This window comes from Photobacterium sp. (assembly GCF_057456235.1).
Genome location: NZ_JBVCPH010000013.1, coordinates 1 through 25168 on the forward strand (window position 1 = coordinate 1; position 25168 = coordinate 25168).

Annotated in this window: 26 protein-coding genes and 1 pseudogene; 6 read left to right on the forward strand and 21 right to left on the reverse strand. The window is 46.0% G+C overall.

The window, feature by feature from the left end; genetic code table 11:
• Window positions 1–518: 518 nt before the first annotated feature.
• Window positions 519–1010, reverse strand: a complete 492-nt coding sequence (locus AC2204_RS14430) for a GNAT family N-acetyltransferase (RefSeq protein WP_318926381.1) — start codon at window positions 1008–1010, stop codon at window positions 519–521.
• Between the two features lie 327 nt (window positions 1011–1337).
• On the opposite strand from AC2204_RS14430, the gene AC2204_RS14435 reads away from it, so the two are divergent.
• Window positions 1338–2318, forward strand: a complete 981-nt coding sequence (locus AC2204_RS14435) for an integron integrase (protein WP_318926382.1) — start codon at window positions 1338–1340, stop codon at window positions 2316–2318.
• Between the two features lie 386 nt (window positions 2319–2704).
• On the opposite strand, the gene AC2204_RS14440 is transcribed toward AC2204_RS14435, so the two are convergent.
• The 11 genes from AC2204_RS14440 to AC2204_RS14490 all read right to left on the reverse strand — a co-directional run bounded on the left by AC2204_RS14440 (window position 2705) and on the right by AC2204_RS14490 (window position 10571).
• A complete protein-coding gene (locus tag AC2204_RS14440; RefSeq protein ID WP_318926383.1) occupies window positions 2705–2968 on the reverse strand; it encodes a DUF3622 domain-containing protein in 264 nt (87 codons plus the stop codon).
• Window positions 2969–3150: 182 nt separating this feature from the next.
• On the reverse strand, window positions 3151–4038 hold the full coding sequence (locus tag AC2204_RS14445; protein ID WP_413466710.1) for a metal ABC transporter substrate-binding protein: 888 nt from the start codon (window positions 4036–4038) through the stop codon (window positions 3151–3153).
• 16 nt (window positions 4039–4054) lie between these two features.
• Complete coding sequence (locus tag AC2204_RS14450; protein WP_318926384.1) at window positions 4055–4930, reverse strand: metal ABC transporter permease; 876 nt, start codon at window positions 4928–4930, stop codon at window positions 4055–4057.
• Complete coding sequence (locus AC2204_RS14455) at window positions 4930–5673, reverse strand: metal ABC transporter ATP-binding protein (RefSeq protein WP_318926514.1); 744 nt, start codon at window positions 5671–5673, stop codon at window positions 4930–4932. The genes AC2204_RS14450 and AC2204_RS14455 overlap by 1 nt, the downstream gene beginning before the upstream one ends.
• Window positions 5673–6542, reverse strand: a complete 870-nt coding sequence (locus AC2204_RS14460; RefSeq protein ID WP_318926515.1) for a metal ABC transporter solute-binding protein, Zn/Mn family — start codon at window positions 6540–6542, stop codon at window positions 5673–5675. Before AC2204_RS14460 ends, AC2204_RS14455 begins: the two co-directional genes overlap by 1 nt.
• 151 nt (window positions 6543–6693) lie before the next feature.
• On the reverse strand, window positions 6694–7275 hold the full coding sequence (locus AC2204_RS14465; protein ID WP_318926385.1) for a DUF6162 family protein: 582 nt from the start codon (window positions 7273–7275) through the stop codon (window positions 6694–6696).
• Window positions 7272–7589: a hypothetical protein gene (locus AC2204_RS14470; RefSeq protein WP_318926386.1), complete on the reverse strand. Its 318-nt coding sequence runs from the start codon at window positions 7587–7589 to the stop codon at window positions 7272–7274. The genes AC2204_RS14465 and AC2204_RS14470 overlap by 4 nt, the downstream gene beginning before the upstream one ends.
• Window positions 7590–7675: 86 nt before the next feature.
• The gene (locus AC2204_RS14475; protein ID WP_318926387.1) at window positions 7676–8512 is read right to left on the reverse strand and encodes a DUF4198 domain-containing protein; all 837 of its coding nucleotides are present in this window, start codon (window positions 8510–8512) and stop codon (window positions 7676–7678) included.
• A gap of 17 nt (window positions 8513–8529) precedes the next feature.
• Window positions 8530–9045 (reverse strand): DUF2271 domain-containing protein, encoded by a 516-nt coding sequence (locus tag AC2204_RS14480; RefSeq protein WP_318926388.1) that lies wholly within the window; start codon window positions 9043–9045, stop codon window positions 8530–8532.
• A 36-nt stretch (window positions 9046–9081) separates the two neighbouring features.
• Window positions 9082–9747: a PepSY-associated TM helix domain-containing protein gene (locus AC2204_RS14485; protein WP_318926389.1), complete on the reverse strand. Its 666-nt coding sequence runs from the start codon at window positions 9745–9747 to the stop codon at window positions 9082–9084.
• 338 nt (window positions 9748–10085) lie between these two features.
• A complete protein-coding gene (locus tag AC2204_RS14490) occupies window positions 10086–10571 on the reverse strand; it encodes a VOC family protein (protein ID WP_318926390.1) in 486 nt (161 codons plus the stop codon).
• 129 nt (window positions 10572–10700) lie between these two features.
• Between AC2204_RS14490 and AC2204_RS14495 the strand changes: the two are divergent.
• Window positions 10701–10853: pseudogene (locus AC2204_RS14495) on the forward strand (oxidoreductase); the annotation flags it as partial.
• 190 nt (window positions 10854–11043) lie between these two features.
• Here the strand turns inward: AC2204_RS14495 and AC2204_RS14500 are convergent.
• The gene (locus AC2204_RS14500) at window positions 11044–13818 is read right to left on the reverse strand and encodes a glycoside hydrolase family 3 protein (RefSeq protein WP_318926391.1); all 2775 of its coding nucleotides are present in this window, start codon (window positions 13816–13818) and stop codon (window positions 11044–11046) included.
• A 200-nt stretch (window positions 13819–14018) separates the two neighbouring features.
• On the opposite strand from AC2204_RS14500, the gene AC2204_RS14505 reads away from it, so the two are divergent.
• Complete coding sequence (locus AC2204_RS14505; protein WP_318926392.1) at window positions 14019–14885, forward strand: helix-turn-helix domain-containing protein; 867 nt, start codon at window positions 14019–14021, stop codon at window positions 14883–14885.
• Window positions 14886–15015: 130 nt separating this feature from the next.
• Here the strand turns inward: AC2204_RS14505 and AC2204_RS14510 are convergent, their stop codons facing one another.
• Complete coding sequence (locus AC2204_RS14510; RefSeq protein ID WP_318926393.1) at window positions 15016–15207, reverse strand: hypothetical protein; 192 nt, start codon at window positions 15205–15207, stop codon at window positions 15016–15018.
• A 302-nt stretch (window positions 15208–15509) separates the two neighbouring features.
• Between AC2204_RS14510 and AC2204_RS14515 the strand changes: the two genes are divergently transcribed.
• From AC2204_RS14515 to AC2204_RS14525, 3 genes are read left to right on the forward strand one after another with little or no spacing between them, the layout of a single operon-like run.
• Window positions 15510–15956 carry a hemerythrin domain-containing protein gene (locus tag AC2204_RS14515; protein WP_318926394.1) on the forward strand — a complete coding sequence of 149 codons (447 nt, stop codon included), beginning with the start codon at window positions 15510–15512 and terminating at the stop codon, window positions 15954–15956.
• A gap of 20 nt (window positions 15957–15976) precedes the next feature.
• Entirely contained in the window at window positions 15977–16255 is a 279-nt protein-coding gene (locus AC2204_RS14520) for a DUF2249 domain-containing protein (RefSeq protein ID WP_318926395.1), read from the forward strand.
• Entirely contained in the window at window positions 16236–17522 is a 1287-nt protein-coding gene (locus AC2204_RS14525) for a hypothetical protein (RefSeq protein WP_318926396.1), read from the forward strand. The genes AC2204_RS14520 and AC2204_RS14525 overlap by 20 nt, the downstream gene beginning before the upstream one ends.
• 138 nt (window positions 17523–17660) lie before the next feature.
• Here AC2204_RS14525 and AC2204_RS14530 read toward each other — a convergent pair whose 3' ends face one another.
• The 7 genes from AC2204_RS14530 to AC2204_RS14560 form a co-directional block, all read right to left on the reverse strand.
• Window positions 17661–18833, reverse strand: coding sequence for a tetratricopeptide repeat protein (locus AC2204_RS14530; RefSeq protein WP_318926397.1), 1173 nt, complete (start codon window positions 18831–18833; stop codon window positions 17661–17663).
• A complete protein-coding gene (locus AC2204_RS14535; RefSeq protein WP_318926398.1) occupies window positions 18830–19456 on the reverse strand; it encodes an energy transducer TonB in 627 nt (208 codons plus the stop codon). The genes AC2204_RS14530 and AC2204_RS14535 overlap by 4 nt, the downstream gene beginning before the upstream one ends.
• On the reverse strand, window positions 19456–19860 hold the full coding sequence (locus tag AC2204_RS14540) for an ExbD/TolR family protein (RefSeq protein WP_318926516.1): 405 nt from the start codon (window positions 19858–19860) through the stop codon (window positions 19456–19458). Before AC2204_RS14540 ends, AC2204_RS14535 begins: the two co-directional genes overlap by 1 nt.
• Complete coding sequence (locus AC2204_RS14545) at window positions 19860–20390, reverse strand: MotA/TolQ/ExbB proton channel family protein (protein WP_318926399.1); 531 nt, start codon at window positions 20388–20390, stop codon at window positions 19860–19862. Before AC2204_RS14545 ends, AC2204_RS14540 begins: the two co-directional genes overlap by 1 nt.
• Window positions 20390–21736 carry a MotA/TolQ/ExbB proton channel family protein gene (locus tag AC2204_RS14550; protein ID WP_318926400.1) on the reverse strand — a complete coding sequence of 449 codons (1347 nt, stop codon included), beginning with the start codon at window positions 21734–21736 and terminating at the stop codon, window positions 20390–20392. Before AC2204_RS14550 ends, AC2204_RS14545 begins: the two co-directional genes overlap by 1 nt.
• A 1-nt stretch (window position 21737) precedes the next feature.
• A complete protein-coding gene (locus tag AC2204_RS14555) occupies window positions 21738–22583 on the reverse strand; it encodes a DUF3450 domain-containing protein (protein ID WP_318926401.1) in 846 nt (281 codons plus the stop codon).
• A 235-nt stretch (window positions 22584–22818) separates the two neighbouring features.
• Window positions 22819–24900, reverse strand: coding sequence for a TonB-dependent siderophore receptor (locus tag AC2204_RS14560; protein ID WP_318926402.1), 2082 nt, complete (start codon window positions 24898–24900; stop codon window positions 22819–22821).
• Window positions 24901–25168: the final 268 nt, after the last annotated feature.

Below are 25168 nucleotides of genomic sequence, written 5' to 3' on the forward strand. Positions count from 1 at the left end.
GCACGAACTCCAAACCAAAAATGCCGAGTGTAAGGCATCACCTTGATGGCATTGTTAAGTGTGGGCTTCACAACACGCTGCCAACTCAATAACTTAGACCAAATTTCAGCGACATGCACCGAAGCCAAAGGCACCGGTTCGCAAAACTATCCTTTGCCGAACTTCAATGCCGCAATTTATACGGATTAAATTCTCCACCGTGAAAATTTCGATTGCGGCAAGCCGTTGAGACCAATTTGCTGACTTAATGGCGGTGATTGCGGTAAACCAAAAAGCCGAAAGATCACTGAACTTCTGGTATACGACACTGAAGTTTATTTTCATGCGCGAAAGCATCACCGCAATTTGCGAGAAAATATCCACAACCAACAATGTCAAAATTGCGGCTCACGGAACCGACAAAATACTACGCGCCCACATTTAACGCCCGCAATAAGGTGTGCCAACTCTGAACCAGCCAAGCACACTGAACTCCAAACCAAAAATGCCGAGTGTAACGGGTCACCTTGATTGCTTTGTTATGTGCTTGTGTATGAGAGCACATGATTTTCATGTAACTCACCCTCAAGGTCAAAATTTAATTCACCAACAAGTTTAAAGCCTAAGTTTCGATAAAAATCGATAGCTTTGTGATTGTTTACCCAAGTAGATAACCAAAATGAAGCACCATATTGAACTTTAATTTCATCAAGCAATTTTCTACCAACACCCTGTCCCTGAAAATGCTCAGACACATATAATTTTGTGACTTCATATCCATGATTTTCATTATTAAAGTTTGAGTCCAAATCAACAGCGATAAAGCCAACAAGATGATCTTCTCGTATGTAAACCCATATTTGCCATGCAGGGTTGTTTAAAAGTTGCTGGAAGTGATGCTCTGTAAACGTCGACAGAGCATAATGCGAAATCTTTGCACGCAGCCCGTGGGTTGCATATGTGTGCAGCCAAACCTGTAGTGACAAAGCTGCTAAATCAAGGCAATCACTTAGCCTTGCTTTCCTAATCATGTGAAACCTCCATTTTGCACATAACATTTTATTCAACGAACCAAGATCGTATATTCTGCTCGTTTATCTCATTACGCTCAATTCTGCCATTACACAATAAAAACCAATGGCATAACTAACGTTATTAACAATATAATAAAGAAAATATGCGATCTAAGATCATATATCCGTTCAAACTCATCACTTCCTATGAAATTGATTCATATGACATTTCCAACAATCTTTGAACTATGCAGAAATATACGAAACAAAAGTAAATCAAAATTGTAACCACACCTCCTGTTCACTATCCTCACTAAACACTGTATAGATTAACAGGTTTATAAAATGGATGTGCCACCACCGATAAACATCAATTCAAATAATTTTCTTCATCAGTTTCGGGCTTTCATCCGTTCTAGAGGGCTTGCCTATACAACAGAAAAAACATACATACACTGGGTAAAACGCTTTATCTATTACCAAGGTTATACTGCGCGCAATGAGATTAATGCTGAGCACATTCATCGATACCTTGATCACCTGGCTGTTGAAATGAATGTCTCGCCAAATACACAAAAGACAGCGCTCAATGCACTTGTTTTTCTATGCCGAGAGTTTCTGCATCAAAATACCGAACAGCTTAGCTTTAAACGAGCAACAAAGAAGACCAAATTACCAGTAGTCTTTAGCCATCAAGAAGCTAAAGCTGTTATTGCACATATACCGTTACCCTATCAGCTTGCAGCGCAACTAATGTACGGAAGCGGTCTGAGAATCAATGAATCGTTACGACTTCGCATTCAGGATATTGATTTGAAGACGAGTTCATTAACCGTTAGAAATGGTAAAGGAAATAAAGACCGACAGACATTACTTCCTAAAACACTACACGATGGACTTCATGAACAGATGAACCATGTTCGAAGTCTGCATAATCAAGATCTCCGCAACGGGTTTGGTGAAGTATATCTTCCATATGCTCTAAGCCGAAAATACGCGGGCAAGGCGAAACAAATCGGCTGGCAATACCTTTTCCCGGCCAGAGAGCTCAGCATTGATCCGCGATCTTCCCGAAAAATGCGCCACCATATTACAGATCGGACGCTACAATCATACGTTAAGAAAGCAATATTTAAAGCCGAAGTGGTTAAGCAGGCCGGCTGCCACACATTCCGGCATTCTTTTGCTACCAGGCTGTTAGAAAACGGAACCGACCTGAGAAATATTCAGGAATTGCTCGGGCATGCGGATATCAAAACTACTCAAATCTATACCCATGTTGCCGGATTGCATCATAGTGGAGTAATCAGTCCATTAGACAAATAATAGTAATTGACACGCTACCGCCAAAGATAGCTAAATCCCAGCAGCGCAACTAAACGCGATGCATCATAGCATCAACTCCATTGCACTGAATTATAGGGAAATTAATTTGTGAGTCATAGCAAAAATCTTGTAAAAACAGACTTCTACCACGAAAGCTGATTCACGCACTTGAATAGATGGATGGATTTTTATGGCAACAGTTGATTCTGGATGGGATCGCTGACTACAAGGGGAGATGTCAGATAAACGAACCATGCATAAACTGATATTTGCACCACACGACTTAAGTATATGGCCTCCAGTTTTTCCTAATAGCTAAGGCACATACAAAAAAACCTTAGGCTTATCCAGCCTAAGGTTTTCAGCAATAACAACAAATAGTTGATTTAGATCGATGTTAATTCTTCTGAATCAACAACTTCATCTACTGCTTTGCGCTGAAGCGACTTACGCTTATTGCGCTCTACTTGGCTTTGTACAAATTCAGCCAACGCCTTCTCTGCCCATTCAGTTGCTTCTGCTTCGGTAGCAAAGTCCGCTTGGCGCTTAGAGATAGTGGTTCGTCTTGCTGACACTTGTCGAATAATTTCCGCCGCCCAGCCAGTTCTTTTTTCTACTACGCGGTAATCAAATTTCTTGCCGTTTGCCATTTCTTTTCCTAAAGAGTATTCAAGGTATAGCATTTATTAATCAAATTGAGCTGTTATCGCTCTGAATAACGCTGTCCCTTTGTAAGGTCGACATTAAAACATATTTAGCCTGCTTTGTTGAGCTATTCATGTGAAGCAAGCCCTTCCGCCAACAGTCAGGTACTGTTGACAGTCATTCGGCATTACAATTTGAGAAGCCAGCGGTTAAGCGGTTTATCTTTATTGATCCCTTCTCGCCCCCACCGATCAACACTGTCAACGACTAGAACGCGCCTTGGATCAGGTACTATTAATTTCAGCTGCGCACTCATTTTTTTCGAGGTCAGCAACCACAGCGAGTCATCGCCATGGAGCAATTCAGATAAAGCCTGCTTGTCTTCTGCCGTCCATTCAAGCTCTGGATGGGTAAACCGCTCGACAACAAACAATTGATTACCTGATGCGAAATCTTCCAGCTCTTCAGAGAGCAGTACAACCGAATCTATCTCGGCGTCAATTAACACTTTCTGTTGCTGATTGATTAACTGACGGACAGCAAGCATCAGTTGCTGTTGATTCTGCTCAATTGTTTTAGCCTGTTCAGGCCAAACTTGTTGCAAGTCTCGACTCACAATTGCAATCATTCGAGTCAGGTTCGTCGGGTTTAGCCATGCATAAAGCGAGGTCGAACCATCTTCAAGGCGTAAAGCAGCAACGCCTTGAGCACGTGGCGAAATTGCCTGGGATGCATCAATTTCGATAATACGAACATTGCCCTGTCTGGCATGAGTGAACAGCGGGTCCTGTGGCCACACTGCAGCTAAAGTAATGGCCACTGTCGCATCTTTAGCCGCTTGTGCCGTCAGCTCTGCCCCTTTGGTGCTAAACCAATTGGGTAATCGCGACACGCCAAAACGTTTCGGCGGCAAATATTGAGTGGTAATTTCAGTCCCTTTGGTTAGCTCTGTGGCTAACATATAAGTCACAGGCGTAGCAGTTAGAATATCTTCTGCCTTTGCTGCCGAAGAAGTCATAGAACAACTCATGGTGGCTATTGCAAAAGCGGTATTTAAAAGTCGAACTTTAATCATGGTATTAAACACGTCGTTATCCTTTTCGGATTATGCGGTAACACGTTGCTGTCAGGAAGAAGCAAGCTGAAACAATGATGATTGCGGCGCCTGATGGCACGGGCAGCTTCATTTCCATCGGTAAGATGGTGCCGATCAGGCAACTGATCGTGGCAAGAAATGCCGACATAATGACAAAACTGCCCATGTTTTTCGTTAACAAACGAGCAGTCGCCCCCGGGATCAGCAATAACGCTCCCACTAGCACTGCACCAACAATTTTCACTGACGCAATGGTGACCAGCGTAATCATCATCACAAACAGGTAGTCGTAAAAATTGGTCGCATAGCCGCGCACACGGGCAATATCAGGACTGATACACGTCAGTAAAATACGGTTAAACGTAGGCACTAAAACAAGGACAATCAATGCACAGCTGACAGCCAGTATCAGCAAGTCGTAATCGGTTATCGTCAAGATCGAGCCGAACAACACATTTTCCAGCATGTGGATATTTATCTTACGTGCCACGTACATTAATAGCGCCGCGCCCACTGCCAATGCTAGCGCTAAAAATACGCCAACCAGCGTGTCGTAAGGAACGCTTGTGCGATTTCGGACAAAGTGCAGAAGTAAGGCAAAGATCATACAAAAACTGAATAAGCCGATGATCGGGTTATCGGGCGGCTCACCCAGCAAAACACCCAGCGCGATACCGGTTAATGCTGCGTGCCCTACCGCTTCTGAAAAAAATGCCAGTCGCTTAGCGATAACCAACGTCCCCAATCCGCCCAGTAACGGGCCCAGTATCAATGCCGCCACGACAGCATTTACCATGAAGGAATATGAAAAACTTTCACTCAACCAACCCGCATCAACGCCCGCTTGCGCCCAAAAACGAATTAAATCCATTACGCGACCTTCTTCATCGTTTTATTTACTGAAACAGACGCAGCACTATAGTGGTTAAACAGGCGCTCAATTTTTTCAGGAGCAAGCACCTCAGACACCGCGCCACTATCAATCAAATGACGGTTAACAACATGTACTTCTGCCTGTAAACGGCGAACGGCCGTCACATCGTGGTGAACCGCCAATATTGTTCTTTTTTCCTGAACCAGTTCATGGATTAACGATTCAATATACCGAACACCTTGTTCGTCCATCCCCGTCGTGGGCTCGTCCAGAACCAGAAAGTCCGGGGAATCAAGCAACGCCTGCGCAAACAACACTCGCTGTTGTTCACCACCAGATAATTGACCCATTCGGCGGTCGGCACGGTTAGCCATGCCAATCCGGTCTAGTTGACTTAAGGCATGATCGCGTTCTCTTTTTCGTTTACGCCAGAACAACGGATGACGGCTCTGGTTAAGTAAAATAAAATCCATCACAGTAAACGGCAGGCTGGATTCAAAAGTCGCTTTTTGCGGCACATAACCAATTGTTCCTTTCGCGTCAGGCCATTGGATTTCAATACCACCAGAGAATGGCGTCAAACCCAGAATTGAACGTAGTAGCGACGTTTTTCCGCCTCCGTTTGGCCCCATCACAACATGACACTTGCCCGCGGAGAGTTCATGATTAATAGCTTGCAGAATAACGTTATCGCCATATTTCAGGCCGACATTTTGTAAACGAATACCAGGGCCCACAATCAACGTCCTCCCTTCATTGCCGCAAATTTCATGGCTGCAACCAGAGTCGCCAAATTTTCTTTCATCTCTGTCTCAACCTTGTCCACTGCATACGATCCATGGGTCATATGCGAGAACCGGTATAACCGTATACCCGTCGCTTGTTCTATGGTTTCAACATAACGATTCGGCATGTTTAGCTCATAAAAAAGCACGTCAATACCGGCATTTCTGATCTTCTCAATCGTGCCCTGCAACTGGCTGGCACTCGGTTCAACACCATGAGCGGGTTCGATGACTGCGGCAACATCCACTCCGAATTCTTGCAAAATATAACCGTATGCATTGTGGGTAGTTGCAACGGTCATACCTGCAGTATTCAAGTCACCTAAGGTCAGCATGGCTTCGCGCTTCATTTTGCGAAACTTGGTCGCATAGGCACGGGCATTTTTACGGTATTCCCGCGCATTCTTGGGGTCAATTTTGGCCAGTTCACTGGCTATGGTGTACACCTTCTGAATGGTGGTCGACAACCCGACAAAGGTATGAGGGTTAACCGCGCCATCACCAACTGATTGCCCCATTGCCGGCAACAGCGGCACATCTTTATTGGCTTCTATCACGATAAGATCGGCGCGGTTCGCGGCTTTGATGACCTTCAGCGCAAAATCGTCATGACCAATGCCATTAATGACAATAATGTCCATTTTTCCCAGTCGACGCAGATCATTAGGCTGAGGTAAGTAGTTATGGGAATTAAAGCCTTCGTCCACTAACGGCAACACCTCAGCCTTGTCACCGACAACCGCTTTTACATAGCTGTAATAAGGCTGCAGGGTAATACCAATCGTTAATTTCTCTTTAGCCTGTACCTGTACGGCAGCAAGCATAAAGACAACGACCGATGCCGTTTTGATCAGGGCTTTAATCATAAGCTGTTTTTTAAATAACGTTACGCTTAATAAAAACTGTTCTAATAGTAATTTCATGATGAATACCATGTGTTGAAAATCTGAATCATTAATACAAAGGGTTGTTTTGCTAAAACACTTCGCTATCAGCAAACACAACTTGCTTCCAACCTGCCTCTATTAATACCCGTGGTTGGAATGGAACCTTTTCAGTTACGATGTCACCCGAAATGGCAGGCTGGAGCTTCTTATCCAGGAATAACCAGATCTCAGGATCCTGTTGCATCGAATTCAATACAACAGAGGCCGAACCGTTCTCTAACTGAGGTACTCCCTGATAAATCGCTGGCGCTATCTTTGACCAGAGATGCTTACCTTTTCGTTCCCAGCTTTTATCCTGAATAAAAGGAGCTAACCAAAGCGCTTCGAGCTCAGCAATATCAGCCCAACGCTCAGTGCCAGCTAATTCGATACTGTCCTGGCGTAAATTACGGATTTCTTCATGGGCCAGTCGAAGTTCGGCAATCATTGCTAACTCATCAGCAGCCAAGTCTTTGATAAAAACCTGATGCGTACTCAGCGATTGCTGTTTGGCTATTTGCTGATGATACGGCAGTAAAATCGCGGCTATAACCAGAATGAGACAAATAGAAAGTGCTACCCATTTCCCTTCTCGGCCACCATCATCGGTATGAACTGTTTGGCTGTTCATTTTTCTGAAATCTCAACCACATCGACTTCAACCGGACTTTCATGGCCAGCATCAAACACTAAATAAAAATCAGCCTCCGGTTTGGTAAATTCGCCAATTGAACGCTTATCGGTAGTCTCTTTGGCAATCAGATTATCATCGTAGTCATACATGTTAATGTCATAATCTACCGCTGCACTCCCGTCACTGTAGCCAGCTTCGCAAATCACTTTATCGGCGTCGAACCAGCAGCTCATCAAGGGGAAATGCGCACTTGCAGTGCCAGAAAAAAGTGCAGTAAGAGACAATAAAGCAAGGCTGGTGCTCTTTTTCATGAAAACCTCAACAGCTTAATAAGAATTAGATTTATAGCCTGCTGAAACAGGCTAGTTCAGTCGTTAGCAAGGTTAGCTAGCCGTTGTTACTGAAGTAACGCTTCAAAAGTAAAATGAACATTGACGCTTGCAATATCTGCCAATGGGTTGTTGGGTAACTCGCCTTTATAGTTCGCTTTCATCAGCCAGCGACCTGCCGTATCAGGTGTAAAGGTCACCACGCCATTCTCGTCACTCACGACATCAATCTGCTGCTGGTGATTGCGGTAAAGCGTACCCTCTCGAGTGATCTCGGCAGTCACACCCTGCTGAGGTTGACCGTTATAGTAAAATTGAAAGCTGACTTCATCGCCTTCGACAATATCGGATGGATGCGTAACCGGCAGCAGCTCGAGATATTTACCCTCAATTTCCATGGCTTTTCCGGTTGGCTTCCCCACAGTGACGTAGCTTTCTGCACGGGTGAAACCGAGCTGAGTTACAACATCACGAGACTTTTCAGGAAGTAGTACTTCACGCTCGGCCTTGCTGGCTTTCATCCACTTAACAGTGTCACGTCGGCCAGCCTTATATTGCGTGTAATAACTCGGTACATTGTTGATTTCGACTTTGTGCGTACCCTCTTCTTCAAAGTAGAAATCGAAGATAGAGCGACGCTTACCGCGGATCACAAAATTTGGCCGTTCTTTGCGACCGTCGGGCATCACAACCACTGCTGATTCACTGCCTGCAGGTTTATCAAACACAAATGTACCGTGTGACGCCGTCACGTCAAAAGTTAACCAATCGCCGCCTTCTTTCGATACCGTGAAGTGGGAAGGAAGTACCCAGCGTGGATGTGCATTTGCCGTAGCCGTTACTGCCAGACCCGCAACTACTGTACAAGCCATGGTCAGTGCTTTCACTTTACTTTTTTTAGTCATTGTAATTACTCGATTTCCTATTTGATTTTGTAGCTAATCGTGATAACGCCAGTTTCTTCTGTCGGCGCAACCTTATGCGTAAATGCGGTATCACTTAGGTGCATTTTTTGCCGTAAGTAATTTCGGCCACCATGCTCACGGACCACTTCAGCGTAGAAGGTATAGTCTCCCTGCTCTACCCGGTTACCGTTGTCGTCTAATCCGTCCCAGACAAAACGATACTCACCCGCAGGCCGTGTTGCTGACGTCACGGCGTCAACCAACTCACGGTCATACCGGCCGACTTTTCGCCACCAGCTACGTAAATCTTTAAGCCACTCATCTTTGCCGACCCACAACTCAAGGGTGCGTACCGATTTCCGGTTGCCATTTTCAACCCAGACCGCAACATAAGGACGGGCATACATGGTGGTTTCAATTTTTGGCAACTCAAATTCCACCTCTATATGTGCGCTTTCAGGAATTGCGGTAGCCTGAGCAAAAAGAGGCAAAGCCAATGCGGCAACCAAAAGGCTATGGGTGATAAATGTCATGGAAAATCCTTTGGGAACAAATGCGCCGTATACTTTTTAAGGAACAGCAACAAAGAAGATTAATAACGTGGTAAGAGAGCCAAATACCGTCCACTTAAGCGAGGTGTTAAATGTCTTTTTCTTTGGCACTAACAGGCACACTCCGGTCAGAACAAAAAACACCATCAGTAAGGCCGTAATATCGATAAACCATTTCCATACCTCACCGCTATTTCGCCCTTTATGTAAATCATTCAGTACTGCCACTGCGCCATAATGTGTTTTCTCGATGACCGCTACTGCACTTGTCATATCAATAAACACTGCAACGTTATAGCCCGGGCCTTTGTAGTCCATCGTGATCTCACCTTCGAGTAATTCACCGTCTTCAACTTCCGTGAATACCTGCAATGCCGATGGCTGGCCTGATAACCGCGCGTATTGCGTCAAGTGTTTAACCAGGGCGCTTTCATTCGGTACATATTTACCACCGTCTGAACTCAGCAGTTCAACCGGTAATGACAAGGTTAATTGTGAAATATCAGGCTGGCTTTTTACGAACAAAGCCGGGCGATTTAACGTGACCCCGGTAATCGCAAAAAACAGCACAACAAGCAGCAATGCCATTGAAATATAGATATGCAGGCGGCGAGCCCAAATCTGAACAGCCTTGCTTTTCAACAACGTCTTATTGTTTACCAGTGCCTTGTGCTTAGAAGCCATGAGGATAACAGCCCGAATTGAATGTGTTCTTCTGAATGCCACCAATGTAATTGATAATGGTTATCATTGGCATTTAATTTACATTGTTTACGTTAAGATGCGGCGAGTGTGGGCCAATGTTTGGCTAGGAAGGCATAAAGGCAGAATTTTTGGGTTATTAAGTGGGAAGCAGAGGCCAGTTTGAGTAACCACCAGCCTAAGTTTATAAGGTAGGGATAAGAAGCTAGCTTAGAAGGAAAATAGTGAATTTAGATCAATCGCTCAATTAAGAGAGATTTGCACTAACCAAAGAGCTGGCACTTATGGCCAGCCCTCATCATTGTTCTTTGTGTTATTAATTACTCATACTCAGACGCATAGGTCTCTTCATACGTATGCGAGTAAAGCTCAAATAGATTGCCGAATGGGTCTTCCAAGTACACCATTTTAGCTTGTTTGTTATCATCTTCTGGGTGGTAACGCATAATATCCATGCGTACTTTACCGCCAAATTTTTCAGTGCGTTCAATAACACCATGGAAGTCATCCGTTTGAAGGCAGAAGTGGAAAATACCGATTCGAGAGAAATCAACTTCGTGACGCTCTTGGCGATCTTTCATTTCAAATAGCTCAACACCAATACCATCAGTAGTGACCAGGTGTGCAATATTAAAGCCTTTAAAACCTTCGCCAAAAACGGCAATACACATTCTACCGATTGCTGTTTCGCGCTCTTCTTCAACTTTGGTATTGCCCATTACGACTTTAAGGCCAAGAGCATTGGTATAAAACTCAACAGCTTTATCCATGTCACCGACCATAATTCCGACATGATTCATTTTCATAATTTGCTCCAGATTCAGATAATTGATTCATTGTTCGTTTTGATGGGGTGAGTATATGGCTTCGGGTTGATTTCTTAAAATTATCATTATTTATGAAAATGATAATAATAATTTATAATGGTGCTATATTTTGATCGAATCGAACTGCATGCTGAGAATGGCTATCTGGTGAACCCGTTCATTAACTCTTAAGCCAGCAACCGTACCAATGAATACAGTGGCGCTATTGAGAATCGCCTGCGTTTCTTAACTGAAATCGTAGAAGCCATGACAGATCAGATTATGCATGGCGAGTTTTACCGTGCCCTGGCCAGCAGGGTACTCAGCAGTTTCTATTACCGACTCGCTCGCTGTTACCCATCGGCGTACTGCTCTTTATCGTAGGAAAATAGAATAACTCAGTTCTTCGTTTCAGATGAAAATTCAATCATCTAAACAACCAAGTCATTCCATTATCGTTACCAATACGGCATTACGCACGCGTGAAGATAATGTTCACAAGCTCAAGCCCAGGTTTTACAAAGTCAATATCCAATTTGTAATACCCTTTGTCCAACTTCACTTGTAAACCTTCAACCATCACAAGCTTACCATCTGTGCCATTGATAGGCAGCGACATACTAAACACATCGTTCAGACTCAGGCTGCAAGAAGATTGCGCAAGAGAGTCACGCTCGTATTTCATGGCACCGCGGCACTGATAAATACCCGTTTCCGCAACACCAATGGCAACCGAAGTGTTCATTTTCGTATTAAGCTCAATAGGGGTTTCAATCGGTTGAACCATCATCTCTGGTGCAACTTGCTCTGCAGGAAACGTCTTGATCGGCTCATACGCCTTAAGCGGACGATTCATCACTGGTGCCTCAAGAATGAAGCGACAAATGTTCATCGCTGAACGTTGTAACTCACCCAGGGTTAGCGTGCCATTTTTCAGCGCTTCTAATGTGTCGTCTCCCATTACGTTGCCTTTCGCCTCATCATTTCCGACAACCATATAGAGATCGTTTTGAGCGCGAACCATAAATGACGTAAACGTCTTCGCTTCTTTACCTGCCCTGATCGGGTCATTCATTTTGGCCCACCAGTCGGTCATTACAATGCCGGTATAACCCCACTCTTCGCGCAACAGCGTAGTATTGAGATCGTAGTTTGATGCCGCCCAGTGACCATTGATCGGATTATACGACGTCATGATGGTAGAAGCGCCCCCCTCTTTCACCGCAATTTCAAACGGCTTAGCGTGGATCTCTCGCAGCGCACGTTCAGAGATCACACTGTCGACATCGACACGTGCAGTTTCCTGATCATTCGCAACAAAGTGCTTAATGGTGCCGGACACCCCTGCCTTTTTCAGGCCACGGGTTTGCGCCGCTGCCATGATGCCCGTCATCAAAGGATCTTCAGAGACATACTCAAAATTTCGACCATTCAACGGATGACGATGAATATTAATCCCAGGCCCTAACAAGGTATCAATTTGATTGGCTATCAGCTCTTGGCCAACCAGATAGAACAATTGCTCATTAAGAGGCTGATTCCAGGTACAACCGAGCAAAGTCCCAATAGGCACCTGTGTCGCTTGATGCCCGCTGTCCATCCGAATCCCGGAAGGGCCATCAGCAGCAGCCGCTACCGGAATGCCGAGTTGGAACAAGCTGTCAGAGACGCCACCAAAGGCCGCCGCTGTTCCCGGCGTAACTTTCGGGCTGCACATACCTTCCCCTCGCACAATCGTTGCGAGATGCTCTGGAGTCATTTGCGCGACAAAATCTTCCAACGTCGCTTTGCCTTGTTTTACATCCGTAAGCTTAATGCCTTGGTCACCAGTAACTTCGAGCGATTGAGGCATGTTGGCCTGAATGCGCTCAGCAAGAGAAACTGTTCGCAATGGTACAGGTTCGTAACTTTCACCGTATAAGCCATCTTTGTTGCGCGTAAATGGCTTAAGACGATCAAACGGCTTAACTGGCGCGAGTGCCTCACTAAGCTCTTCAATGACAAGAAGCTGATCCAACTCAAGCTTAGCATCAACAAGCGTGGCACAGCGCACGCTCCCCCCCAAGTGGAACTGGTAACACCCTGCTTCCAACACATAACAACTACGATGCCCAGTGATACCGCTATCATCATAAGAAGCCAGGGTGGTTAAAGGCACAGAAACTCGAACCACTTCACTGGCACCCGGCTTTATCGTACCTGTTTTTGTAAAGCCAACGAGCACACGTGAAGGTTTACCAAGAAGTCCTTGCGGCGCTTCAACATATAATTGCACCACTTCTTTGCTGCTATAACTCTCACCAATATTTTGCACGTTAATATCAAAGTGCAGTACACGCTCAGTACCTTCCTTTTCAATAAAATACCCGACCAACCCGCGACTGAACGTCGTGTAGGATAGCCCGGCACCAAATTCGTACTGAACGGCACTAGGATTGAACGTCTCAAAGTATCGATAACCGACATAAATATCTTCGGCATATAAGTTGTAATCCGTACGGCCAAAGTTCGCGGAAGATGGGTAGTCTGCCAACCGATACGCGACTGAATCCGTCAGGCGGCCACTTGGAGAAAGATCACCAGAGAGAATATCGGCCAGTGCATGCCCCCCTTCCATACCCGCCGCCCAACTATAAAGCACGGCTTTAATCGACTCATGCCCGTCGATGGTGTTCACCCACGCCATATCCATGATATTTGTGACGTTCAGCACCACAATAACTTGATCAAAGTAACGGTTAACCTTCTTGATCATATCTTCTTCAAGCTCGGTTAATCGATAACTGCCCACGGCATCGGCATTGTCTTGATCTTCACCTGCGGTACGCCCGATAAAGATCACCGCTTTATCAGACGTTGATGCTGCACACTTCACAACATCGTTTGTCAGCGGCATTTCTTGTTGGAACCATGGCTCCGCCGCCCAACCGCCGCCGCCATCATCGAACGGATGATCGGCAATCCAATGTTCGTAGAGCGCCACTAACGTCTGGTTCAATTTAACCGCCTTGTTCGCGCGAAGTCCCTCGACAGCACAAACCGCGTAAGGCACATTAACCGCTCCACCAGAGCCCGTACCACTACGGTAGGTGTCAATCTGGCAACGGCCAAACAACGAAACGGTTTCGCTCGGTTTAAGCGGAAGAACTGAATCTTCATGCTTTAGCAATACAATGCCTTCTGCCGCAGCTTGACGGCTTACAGGAATAAGATTCTTTTGTGCTTGGCTGATTTGTTCTTTATTCATAGACAGCGACTCCCTCATCACCCTTTGTTCCTGGGTAACTTTACGGATTGAATATTGTTTAACGCAGATCCTTTGCTCGCTAATGTATATGTCTATCAACGACAAAGGCAAAATTGTGTTCATTAAACGCTGCGTAAATAGTAAGCTTGCGAGGTGCGTAATTCTACCAAAATGCCGACAGTAAAAAGGAAAATCGCGACATGAGCATCACTTATCAGCTAAAGGCACACCAGAAGCACCAACAACTTAATTTTGCTTATGTCGACGGGCATCATGACTGTGATTTTACCGCCCATCGTCATGACTTTTCGGAGTTGTTTTTGGTAGTCAGCGGAAGTGGAAATCACACCGTCTCCTCACGCGTATACCCGCTGAGCAAAGGCGATGTGTTTGTGATTAACGGTGATATTGAGCATGGCTTTCAAGATGTTAATAAACTGGAAGTCATCAACTTAATGTTTGATGCCGATACGCCTTTTTTCGAATTGCCCTCGCTGCGCCAGTTACCGGGGTATCAAGCCTTATTTAAGGTAGAGCCCATCGCCAGGCAAACCACAGAATACAAAGCGAAACTGACTCTGGACAAACAGCAACTGCCGGTCATTGAAATCCTGTTTAATAGCATTAAACGAGAGTATGAATCGGCATTGCCGGGATTTGAGGTGATGTTAACCAGTTTGCTGCAACAGTTGGTGATCACGCTTTCTCGCATGTATCAAGTGCAGACTCAAGAGCTTCCCCAGCCCACACTCGCAGTGAGCCGCGCTTTAGCCTTTATTGAAAAGAACTTTGCCTCTGTAGATATCAGCAACGAAGCCATTGCGAAAGCTGCATTTGTCAGCCAGCGTCAGATGGAACGCATATTTCGTCAGTTTTTGAATACGTCACCTAATCAGTATCTAAAAGGCATTCAACTTAATTACGCTACAACGTTGCTGATGGAAAACAGCGAATGCTCTGTTCAGCAAGTTGCAGAGCAATGTGGCTTTTCAGATAGCAATTACTTTTCCAAATGTTTTAAGCAGAAATTTAACGTCACCCCACGTGGCTATAGAAAGCTAATGTAGTGGCATAGTGAATAACTATACGTTACTTTTCTTATTATCTTCTGTAGGAGAAAAATCTGTACAAGAGGCAGAAGCAAGAAGCAGGGAGACGTAGTACCGCTCTCCCTGCCGTATTCTAGAAACCGCTAAATTACAACAAGCCCTCTACACGAGCCTGATGCAAGACGATGGGATCAACCGCGGCATAAGCCGCATCCCACAATGCTCCGATATACATCCTTTCTTTTCCTGTTGCTTGACGTTCAAGTTGATCAAGCTTGCGCAACTCCTCCAAGGTTAACGGCTGTGTAAATAATGCCTTAGCCTTTTCAAGTTTTTCCATGTGCCTATCTCCAACAATACCAAATTAAGCAGCGGGCTGTGCTGAACCAGGCCGCTGGTCAATTTGGTATCACGATGTCGATATCACCCATTACATTTACCACAATAATATTATGGGTATCAATTCTTCTGGCTGACACTTTCCTCTGGTACACAATTATCTAAGTCAATGCTGATATTGATCAAGCTTATATGTATTACCACTAAAGAGACATTTAACATGCACCTTTAGTGCGCTAGGATTCGTTATAGTAAGAAATGACCACCCTTAATAATATTTGATCATTAACGCGCGAGGTGCATATGGCTACCATCAAAAATTTTATGACTGAACATCACAGAAGTTGTGATCACCTGTTAGTTGAGGCTGAAGGGCCTTTATCTCAAGGAAATTGGGCTGAATTTAGCAACAAATGGAATCAATTCGAAGCTGAAACCTTGCATCATTTTGATCTGGAAGAAGAGATCCTATTTCCCGAATTTGAAGCTAAAACGGGCATGACCTCCGGGCCAACTATGGTCATGCGCCAGGAACATACCATGGTTAGAGCCCTTTTCAGTCAAATGCAGCAAGCCATTAGTGAGAATGCCACTGATCGTGCAATGGGTATTGTTGAAAGTACTATGCTACTTATCCAACAGCACAATATGAAAGAAGAACAAATGCTCTATCCGATGTCTGATGCGCATCTTACAAACGGTGAAGAGCTCGTTGCTCAGATGAAAGTCAAACCCGTTATCACAAAATAATAATGTAGACTGCAGACTTTATGACCGCTGTAATCACTCTGGATGTCAGTGAACTTGAACCACCTAAACCGATGCAGGAGATCTGTCAGATCCTCACAAACCTGGATCAGGGTCAGCTGCTGCACGTCAAGCACAGGCGCGAACCCGTTCCCCTGTTTTCTATCCTTGAACAGCAGCAGTTTGATTACCGCCATACCGAAGAGGGTGAAGGAAAGCACCATATCTGGATTTGGCACAAAGGTGACAAGCTAGCCCTTAACAGCTTAATGAGACATAGAGATGCGACTGACCGGACTTAACTTCGATGCCATCCCACGGCTGGACGTGCCGATCCGTTTTTACCTGACAGCCCCCCTATTTGCCGTTATTGCCTCAGGCTTGCTGATTTGGCAAGGCGAGCATATCTGGCTGGGCCGCTGGTTGCCAGCCTCTTTAGCGATAACGCATCTTGTCGCTATTGGAATGATGGCAATGATTATGATCGGATCGCTATTTCAAATCATGCCGGTTTTATGTGGCGCTCCCATAAAAATTCCCCCGGTGCCTTTAGTTCTCATGCAAACAGGTCTTGTGCTAGGCACCCTGGCACTGAGTGCGGGATTTTTTGGCTGGCCCACCTTTGGTGCCAGTTTCCTATTATTAACACTCAGCCTGGGTTACTTCATTATTTCGTTGCTGAGCGTATTGATCCGTCAAGCTGCAGGTCAGCAGACCCGAGTTCCTATTCTGCTGGCAGCTCTGGCACTTGCCTTCGTCTTGCTTGCGGGATTGCTGCTGCTAGCTGGGTATCTTTGGGGCTATCAGCCAATCACAGGCAAGAACCTCACCCATTTTCATGCGAGTACAGGTATATTTGGTTGGGTATTATTGCTGATCATGGCCGTGAGCTTTCAGGTCATTCCAATGTTTCATGTAACGCCTGAATTTCCTCGGTATTGCCGTATTACTCTGCCTTTAATGCTTGTTATTGGCCTTATTTCCATCGCCTTGGCGATCGTGTTTCAGTTTAGCCTCAACTTCAGTAGCGCACTGATCGCAGCAGTTGGCATCATGTATGCCGTAACGGGCTTAAACCGGCTTCGTAATCGAAAACGCAAGCTTCCTGACGTTGTTGTTAGTTATTGGCAGTGGGCTTATTCGAGCCTGATCTGTGGTTCTTTGTTGATGATTGCCTTGCCATTAATACCCATTCAGCTACAGGGAAGCGTTGAAGTTTTCATTGCCCTTCTCATCGGTATGGGCTTTGTACTTGGTGTGATCCAGGGGATGCTGCTGAAGATCGTACCATTTCTGATCAGCTTGCATCTTCAGCCTATTGCCATGAGCAAGCCTAACGCGATGATGCTATTACCAGACCACTACAGCCTGATCAGCAGACAACAAAGTAAGATACAGTTCCGGCTTTACCTGCTGAGCATGGCGAGTATTGCTATCTCACTCTGCTATCCGCCTGTCACAGCAAGCATCGGCCTGCTGATGATGCTAAATTGGCTGTGGATTGGTTACAACATTGCTTCGGCAAGCATAACCTATCGCCGAATTCATCGGGCAATGCTGGAAAGCTAAAAGGCAATGAATTCTCGCTGAACTATTCATCTTGAGGTAGCTTGAGTATAAATCCTTACTGACAAAAAGAGCGATGAACTGTTTAGTCCATCGCTCTTTGTCATTTTGAAGCGGAGTAACGCAGTATTCATTGGGTCATTACTGCATATGGCGAACCTGATCCAAGTATTTGATCCAGCTTTTTGACGCAGCAGAGGGGGTAATATTATTCGCAAGCTTGGCGTGGATAATCGCTTTTTCAAAATCGTCCAGCTTGTAATAGACCCGCACTTTAGCAAGCTCTACCTCTGCTTTCTTATCTGTACGGTTTACCTTATCCAGCTCGGCAAGTGCTTGATGGTAATGACCTTCCTGAAGCAGTAATTGGGCCAGCGGCCAGCGGTGTTTATTGTCTAATTTTGCCGCTAAGGTCCAGACAGAGATGGCCTTATCCCACTCTTTTGCCATCTGCCAATATCTTGCCTGTTCAGACAGTAAACCGGCATTGTTCTGGATACCCTCTAACTCATCAAACAAGATTGCTGCACGCTCGGGAATACCGGCTTGTGCATAGAGCTGAGCAAGGGTTTTCAGATCTTGCTGACTTAATATGACCCCCTGTCGCCTCGCCAGGGCCAGAGTCTCTAACGCATCGGAAGATCGCCCGTTACGTAATTGAATGCCCGCCAGTTGCTGCCACCAGGTCGTTTTATTCGGCTCTAACACGATAAGACGGTTCAGAGTTGAAATGGATGCTTTCCACTGTTTCAGCTGAAGTTGCGCCCCCAACCGGATCGTCAGTGGCTGAATCTCATCTTTCTTTTGATAAGATTCATAGCGGATTAACGCCGACAAAACCTGTTGCCACTCTTCTAGCTGATAATGGCTCTGCGCGATGCGCAGCCATAATTCATCGGCTTTCTGAGTCTCCGGGATCTGCTTTGATAGCGCGTAGTAATGCGGTAAGGCGGCATTAAACTGCTCATTCGATAATAGAATGTCGGCTAGCATACGTTGTGTCACCCATGCCTGCTCGTCATTCAGTAAACCACTTTTAACGGCATAAGACAGATTATCAATGGCTTTATCGGTATTGCCCTTCTGCCAATAGAAGATGCCGATCATACGCTTTACAAACGCTTTGTCATAAGCACGAGAAGGATCTAAATCAGCAAGCAACGCAATGGCGTCATTCAACTTTTCATCTTGTTGCAAATTATACGCACGCTGCACTTTTCCGGCAGTAAACTGAGAAAGTTCTTCAGCATATGTGCTCACAGGCCCGCACAGCATCAAGGCAAGTGCAATAACGACTTTCTTCATCTTCATCATTTGTTTAACTTAAATTCCAGACGGACTGTTTGGCCCACTTGCGCAATCGCTTTTCTATCGACAACTTTTGCCTGATACTTCCATTTGCGTAGCGCCCGAATGGCTTCTTTTTCAAATAGCCGCCGCGGTTTTGCATCAAGAACATTAATATCGGTTGGGCGCCCCTGGGGATCGATAGTGAAAGACAACACCACAAAACCTTCGGCACCTTTCTTAATCGCACGCGCGGGATAACGCGGTTCAATCCGATATAACGGCATTGCTTGCTGATTGGCACCAAAATCAGAGAATTGAGGCACATTAATCGCCAAACCAGAAATGGTCGTGTCCAAAGCAAGATTCGGCATGGCCGGCGCGGGAGTTGCCGTCACAGACTGCGAGCTGGTTGGCAGCGCTTCCGGTGGAGGTTCTGGTGTATCCGGCTTTTCCGGTAAAGCGCGCTGGCGCCGCTGAGCATCGCGCTCTTGCTCAACCATCACCATATCAAACGCCAGGATTTGAGATTGTTCAGGCGCACGTTGCTGGCCGTTGTCAACCATCCACGCCATGAATGTGAACAACCCCAATACCACAGCGGTCGATACCGGCAGTGCGACAAAAAGCCGAAAAGCGACAGAAAACATTAACGCTTCTCCGCCGCCAGGGCGATGTGTTGTACACCGGCACCTTTTGCAGCATCCATCACTTTCACCACAGTGCCATTATAAGCATGTTCGTCAGCCTGGATCACTAACGATGCTTCCGGCTGTTCCAGCAACAGGTGCTCAAGTACCGCTTGTACCCGCTCGGCATCCACCACTCGTTTATCAATATAGATATCGTTGGCTGATGTGATGGCAATAAAGATCCCCGCCTCTTTCTGACTCACAACATTGCTGGCCTGCGGCCGATTGACCTCGACCCCCGACTCACGAACAAACGAGCTTGTAACAATAAAGAATATCAACATGATGAAGACGATATCGAGCATCGATGTCATATCGATTTGTGCTTCTTCACGAGCAGAAGACGGACGGCTGAGTCTCATCATTGGCTCCTTAATAATTTTTCTAATTTCAGTTCACGCATTAGGCAAGCTTTAGAAAGGCGAGCGTGAACAAACATCCCGGCAAGTGCTGCTACCATTCCGGCCATTGTCGGCAGAGTCGCCAGCGAAATGCCAGAGGCCATTAAACGAGGCTGGCTGCTGCCCTGCGTGGCCATCACATCAAATACTGAAATCATGCCGGTGACTGTACCAAGCAGGCCAAGCATTGGACAAATGGCCACCAGCACTTTGATTAGGTTTACGTTTTGATGTAATGCGATGCGGGCTTCACTTAGCCAGCCATCGCGCATTGCATGGGCATACCATGATGTTTGATCATCACGGTTATGCCATTTCGCGAGCCAGACGCTTCTCTGCTTCGGATAGAGGAAGAACAGGTAGATGACCCGCTCAACGACCAGCAACCAACAAAGCATGACCACGGCAGCCAACCACCACAATATCTGGCCGCCCTGGTTCATGAATTGCGCTAATGAGAACCACCAGGCTTGTAAAAGACTGATTTCCATTATGCTGTTTTTCCTACTTTTTCAGCTTGCTCGGCAACAAGGCTGATCCCTTGTTTCTCCAGAATATTTCGGATGGTATCGGCTTGAGTGCTCAAAATATTATGTGCCAGCAGCAGTGGCATTGCCGCAATAAGGCCGAGTACCGTCGTGATCAGCGCCATTGAAATACCGCCCGCCATCACCTTAGGATCGCCATTGCCAAACTGGGTGATCACCTGAAAGGTCTCGATCATCCCCGTCACCGTGCCCAGAAGGCCTAACATCGGAGCCAGTGCCGCAAGCAATTTCAGCATCGATAAGCCCTGCTCAAGGCTTTGCTGTTCATCAACAATGGCCTCAAGCAAACGTAATTCTAATGCTTCAACGCTACGGTTTTGTTCTTTGTCATACACCGCAATAACGCGGCCTAACGGGTTATTGCCCGGCTGCTGTGGTTGCTTTAATTGCGCGTTAATCTGCTGGCGGGCAATAAACAGCTTGGCACCACGGAACAACGTAATAACGGCGCCAATCGCCAATAAGCCTAAGATGATCTTACCCACCACGCCACCGTGTTCCAGCCGCTCACTGAGCGATGGGGTATTGGCTAACTGCTCCAGCATCATACCGCGGGAAGGGTCGACAACCAGAGGCATCAGGCCGGCTTGACTCATACGAGCCAAATCAGCAGAAACCGGCCCATTTTCAGGTTGCTTTAGATAAGGCTTGGCAACATGACGAGCGCTATTCCATTTAACATATCCCTGTTCGCCAACCAAGGCGAAACTGCCGAGGCGATAGGCTTCAACGTCGGATGTATACCCTTCGCCATTGATATATGGCACCGAAACGGGGGCAAGTTCTGCACTGGCATAAATTTGCTCAACCATACCCTGCCATAAACCCGTTAACTGAGACATCGAAGGCAATACCCTGGCATCAACAATCTGGTTTACAACCGGCCCATATTTCACCCGGTCGACGCCTGTTACCGAAGCATCCATTTCCCCGTTCAGCTCTTTTGCAGACTGGCGAACAACACCAAACAGTTCCCCCAGACTTCCGGTTTCCAGGCGCAGCTGTTCTTCCAGTATGGAAAGCCGGTTTTCGTTTTCGCTGAAGGTCTTGCTCAGCAGCTCGGTTTCACGTTGAAGTTGATCACGCTGAGCAAGCAGTGCGTCACGTTGGGCACGAATTCCCTGCTCAGTTTGGCTAAATCCGGCTTCACGTTGTACGTTATGTGCACGCTGCGCCTTCTGCGCCTGCTGTGTTTTTGCCACCAAGGCTTGTGTAGAGTCAACCTCAGCAAAAACTGAAAGCGGCAAGCTAAACAGGCAAAGCGCTGTTACTAACGTTTTGAACTTCATACTAGTTGGTCTCCACGTTAGTCGATGCGGCTATGGTTTGTTGAGATGCAGCTTGTTGAGCTGCGGGGTGTTTCGCACTCTGTTTATCAGGCACGGTCCGCACCGAAACCGGTAGCGTGATTAAGCTTGGTGCTGCCTGTTTTTCTGCAATCGCATATGCTTTATCTATGTTTGAACTTTCACCGCTGTCTACAACCTGCCAGCCATTCTCGTTATCGTTCCATGCCCAGTAGCGTGTACCGTCTAAGCTACGGGCAACGAAGGAGATACGACCTAAATAAAGCAAATCAGCTTCAATGGATTCGTTAGTATCGAGTGCGACTGTCCCTTGATAGACGCCCAGCTTCGTGCCGTAATCCATTTCAATCTGGTAGGCTTCAAGAATACGACGATACTTTTCGGCATCGCTGATATCAGCTTGTGCCATCATAACGTCCAGCTTGGTCACTCGCGCCAAACGCTGTTCACGCTTAATCGGCTTGCCGTCCGCAATAATGTGCTTTAATCCACCAATCATTTTGTACATCAGGGGAACCACGCCCTGACGTGTTTCTTTAATATCCAGGATCTGACTGTCGATACTTGTCGCTTCTTCGTTTTGGTTCACAACCAGGCGCGACAAATGATCACGGTAAACCGTTAGATTTTTCACTTCCTCCTGAAGCTGTTCGATATCCGCTTTCATCGACAAAGCGACATCAGCACTCTTATCGATCTTGTTCTGACTCAGCATTGATGCGGCATTGGTCTTAGTTTCAATCGCCCGAGCGGCGTCAAGATCATTAGCATATGCTCCGGCAGTAACGCTGAGCATCAAGATAGCCAAACTAGGTTTTATTAAATTCATATTTGTAATCAATACTTTTGAAAAAGTTAAAATAAAAATTCACCCGATAAGTTAGGTCAGTATTAAAAATAAAAAATCCCGATTAAATCGGGGCGATACTGCCTTGATTCTAATTGAAAACGAGTGCCACATAAATGACACCGTTCTGAACAATGATCAGATTGTACAACTATCTGGTTACAGTAACGTAAGAAACAAAGTAAAAGGGGAAAGTGCTTCCCCTTTATCTATGGCGTTAGTAGCGTAACTGCAGTGTTGCCATGTAGTTACGGCCTTCGCCTATCACCGTTTTAGTCTGGCTGCCACCTGCAAGATAGTCTTCATCAAACAGGTTTTCTATATTGAAACGCACAATCATATCCAGATTCTGATCATATTTGATAGTATGAGCCACACCCGTATCGATGCGGGTATAAGCGTCTTTCTTATACGTGTTTTTCTCATCACCAAAACGATCGCCCACGTAGATAGCACCAAGGTTCAAATCGGTATTATTCGCAAACGAGTACCGCGTCCAGACACTCGCAGATAACTCAGGGACATCAGCCGGACGGTTACCATTAATGGATGCATCGAACTCATCTTTGATTTCAGCATTGAGGTAAGTCATCGAACCGCTTAACGAAAGCGCTTCTGATACGTAACCGGTCGCATTGAATTCAGCACCGCGGTGGATCTGCTTTCCGGCCTGGGTGGTCTCGGTTTCAAAATCAGACTGACCCTCCAGATCCTGAGAAATCACTTTGTTTTCTTGGGTGATTTCAAATATGGCGCCAGAGACAAACAGCTGGTTATCGAGTAATTCCCATTTCGACCCTAGCTCATAAAGCGTGCCCTTGACAGGATCAAGTGCCTTCCCGTTATTGATGTCATTGTCATTATCGATAGGATCTTTTGGCTCGAAGCTTTCTGAATACGTCAGGTAAATCGAACCATTTTCTGCCGGGTGATAAATCACACCCGCTTTTGGCAGAATATTATCGTAAGTATCAATATCATTTTCTTCGCGGTCAAAGCGCAAGCCTGCCAGGAATTGCCACTGGTCATTGACCGTGATCATATCTTGAACATAGATACCGTAAGAATCACGCTTCGTTGGGTCTTTAACCTTACCATTCGAATAATGCAGATCGCCAGGCTTCTCCAGAGGCTTGCCGACTTCGGCCTCCAGGCCTTTAATGCTCTGACTTTGGGACTTATAGTAGTAACCTAACCAGTTCGCACCGACAAGCAATTGGTGGCTGACACCTAACCCGTCAAAGTCACCGACAAGATCAACGTATGCAGTATCAAACTGCCAGTTATCCCAACGGTCGTAACCCCGATACTCGAATGTCCCCGTGGTTGGATTATAGGTATCCGGTTTTGAAAAACTCTCGGTATCTCGGCGCTCAAAGTCCTGATGGTTATAGCCCCCTTTCAGGCGCCATACATCGGATAAGTTTGCCGCCACATCAAAGCCGATGTTTTCAACATCGTTCTCAATCGTTGACCATTGTGCATCCCAGATATGATCACGACCTAATACCGGTTTGCCGTCGACGATGTAAGCACCTGAATCAACATTACCGTTGTCATTCGTTTTGTCATAGTGAAATGAAACGGTCACTGTGTCGTTGATATCATAATCGACGAACAGGCCCCCAATAAAGCGCTCGGTCGACGGCGTGCTGCCATCGGTATAGGTTCGCCATGAGTCGTAGCTTTGCTTGGCGACAATCGCACGTGCACGCAGGGTCTGCTCATCGTTCAGAGAACCACTGATATCGGCAACCGTACGTGATTCGTTATTAGAGCCAATATCCTGGCTCACATTCACCTGAGTATCGTAAGTCGGTTTCTTTGATACCATATTAACCAGACCGCCAGGCGCCGACTTTCCGTAAAGCAAACCAGCAGGACCTTTCAGTACTTCGACGCGCTCAAGCAACTCTATCGGCTGACGGTAATGAGACCAATGCTGCTTACCGTCACGTAAAAAACTGCTACCGCTGTCTAATGAAAATCCACGGAGAGAAAACGACTCACGGTTACGGCTGACGCCACCAGCAGAAATACTGGCATCATTCTTAAGCACTTCACCTAGCGTACTTGCCCGCTGTTCATCAATGATCTGCTCGTCAATAACCGTAACTTGTCCCGGGGTTTCAAGCTGGGTTGCTTCGATACGCATAGCGCTGGTATTGGTATCAACCTTATAGCCATAGTCGCGGCCTGTTACGACCATATGCTCATCAACCTCTGTTGTCTGAGCCTGAACTACTGGTACCGCTAAAATCGCAGCAATCAATAAAGTCAGCTGACTTTTATGAAACATATTCCGTTATCTCCAAAAATTTAATGCGTCACATATCTCTTGTGTCTTTATCAAAGAGAAAGTGAATACCCCATTGGTGCCGTTGCCGGCTACCACTGCAAACTCGGATCTTAATATAAATGATAACTATTGTCATTTGCATTTAATTTACATTCTTTGCAATTGGTTAAGGTAACTCCCCCTCCACGTCAATCACCTTCTGTGACTTACATCTCACATCTGTTATTTGTTCAATAAGTCTGTATAATTCGCCGGCTATTAATTCGTG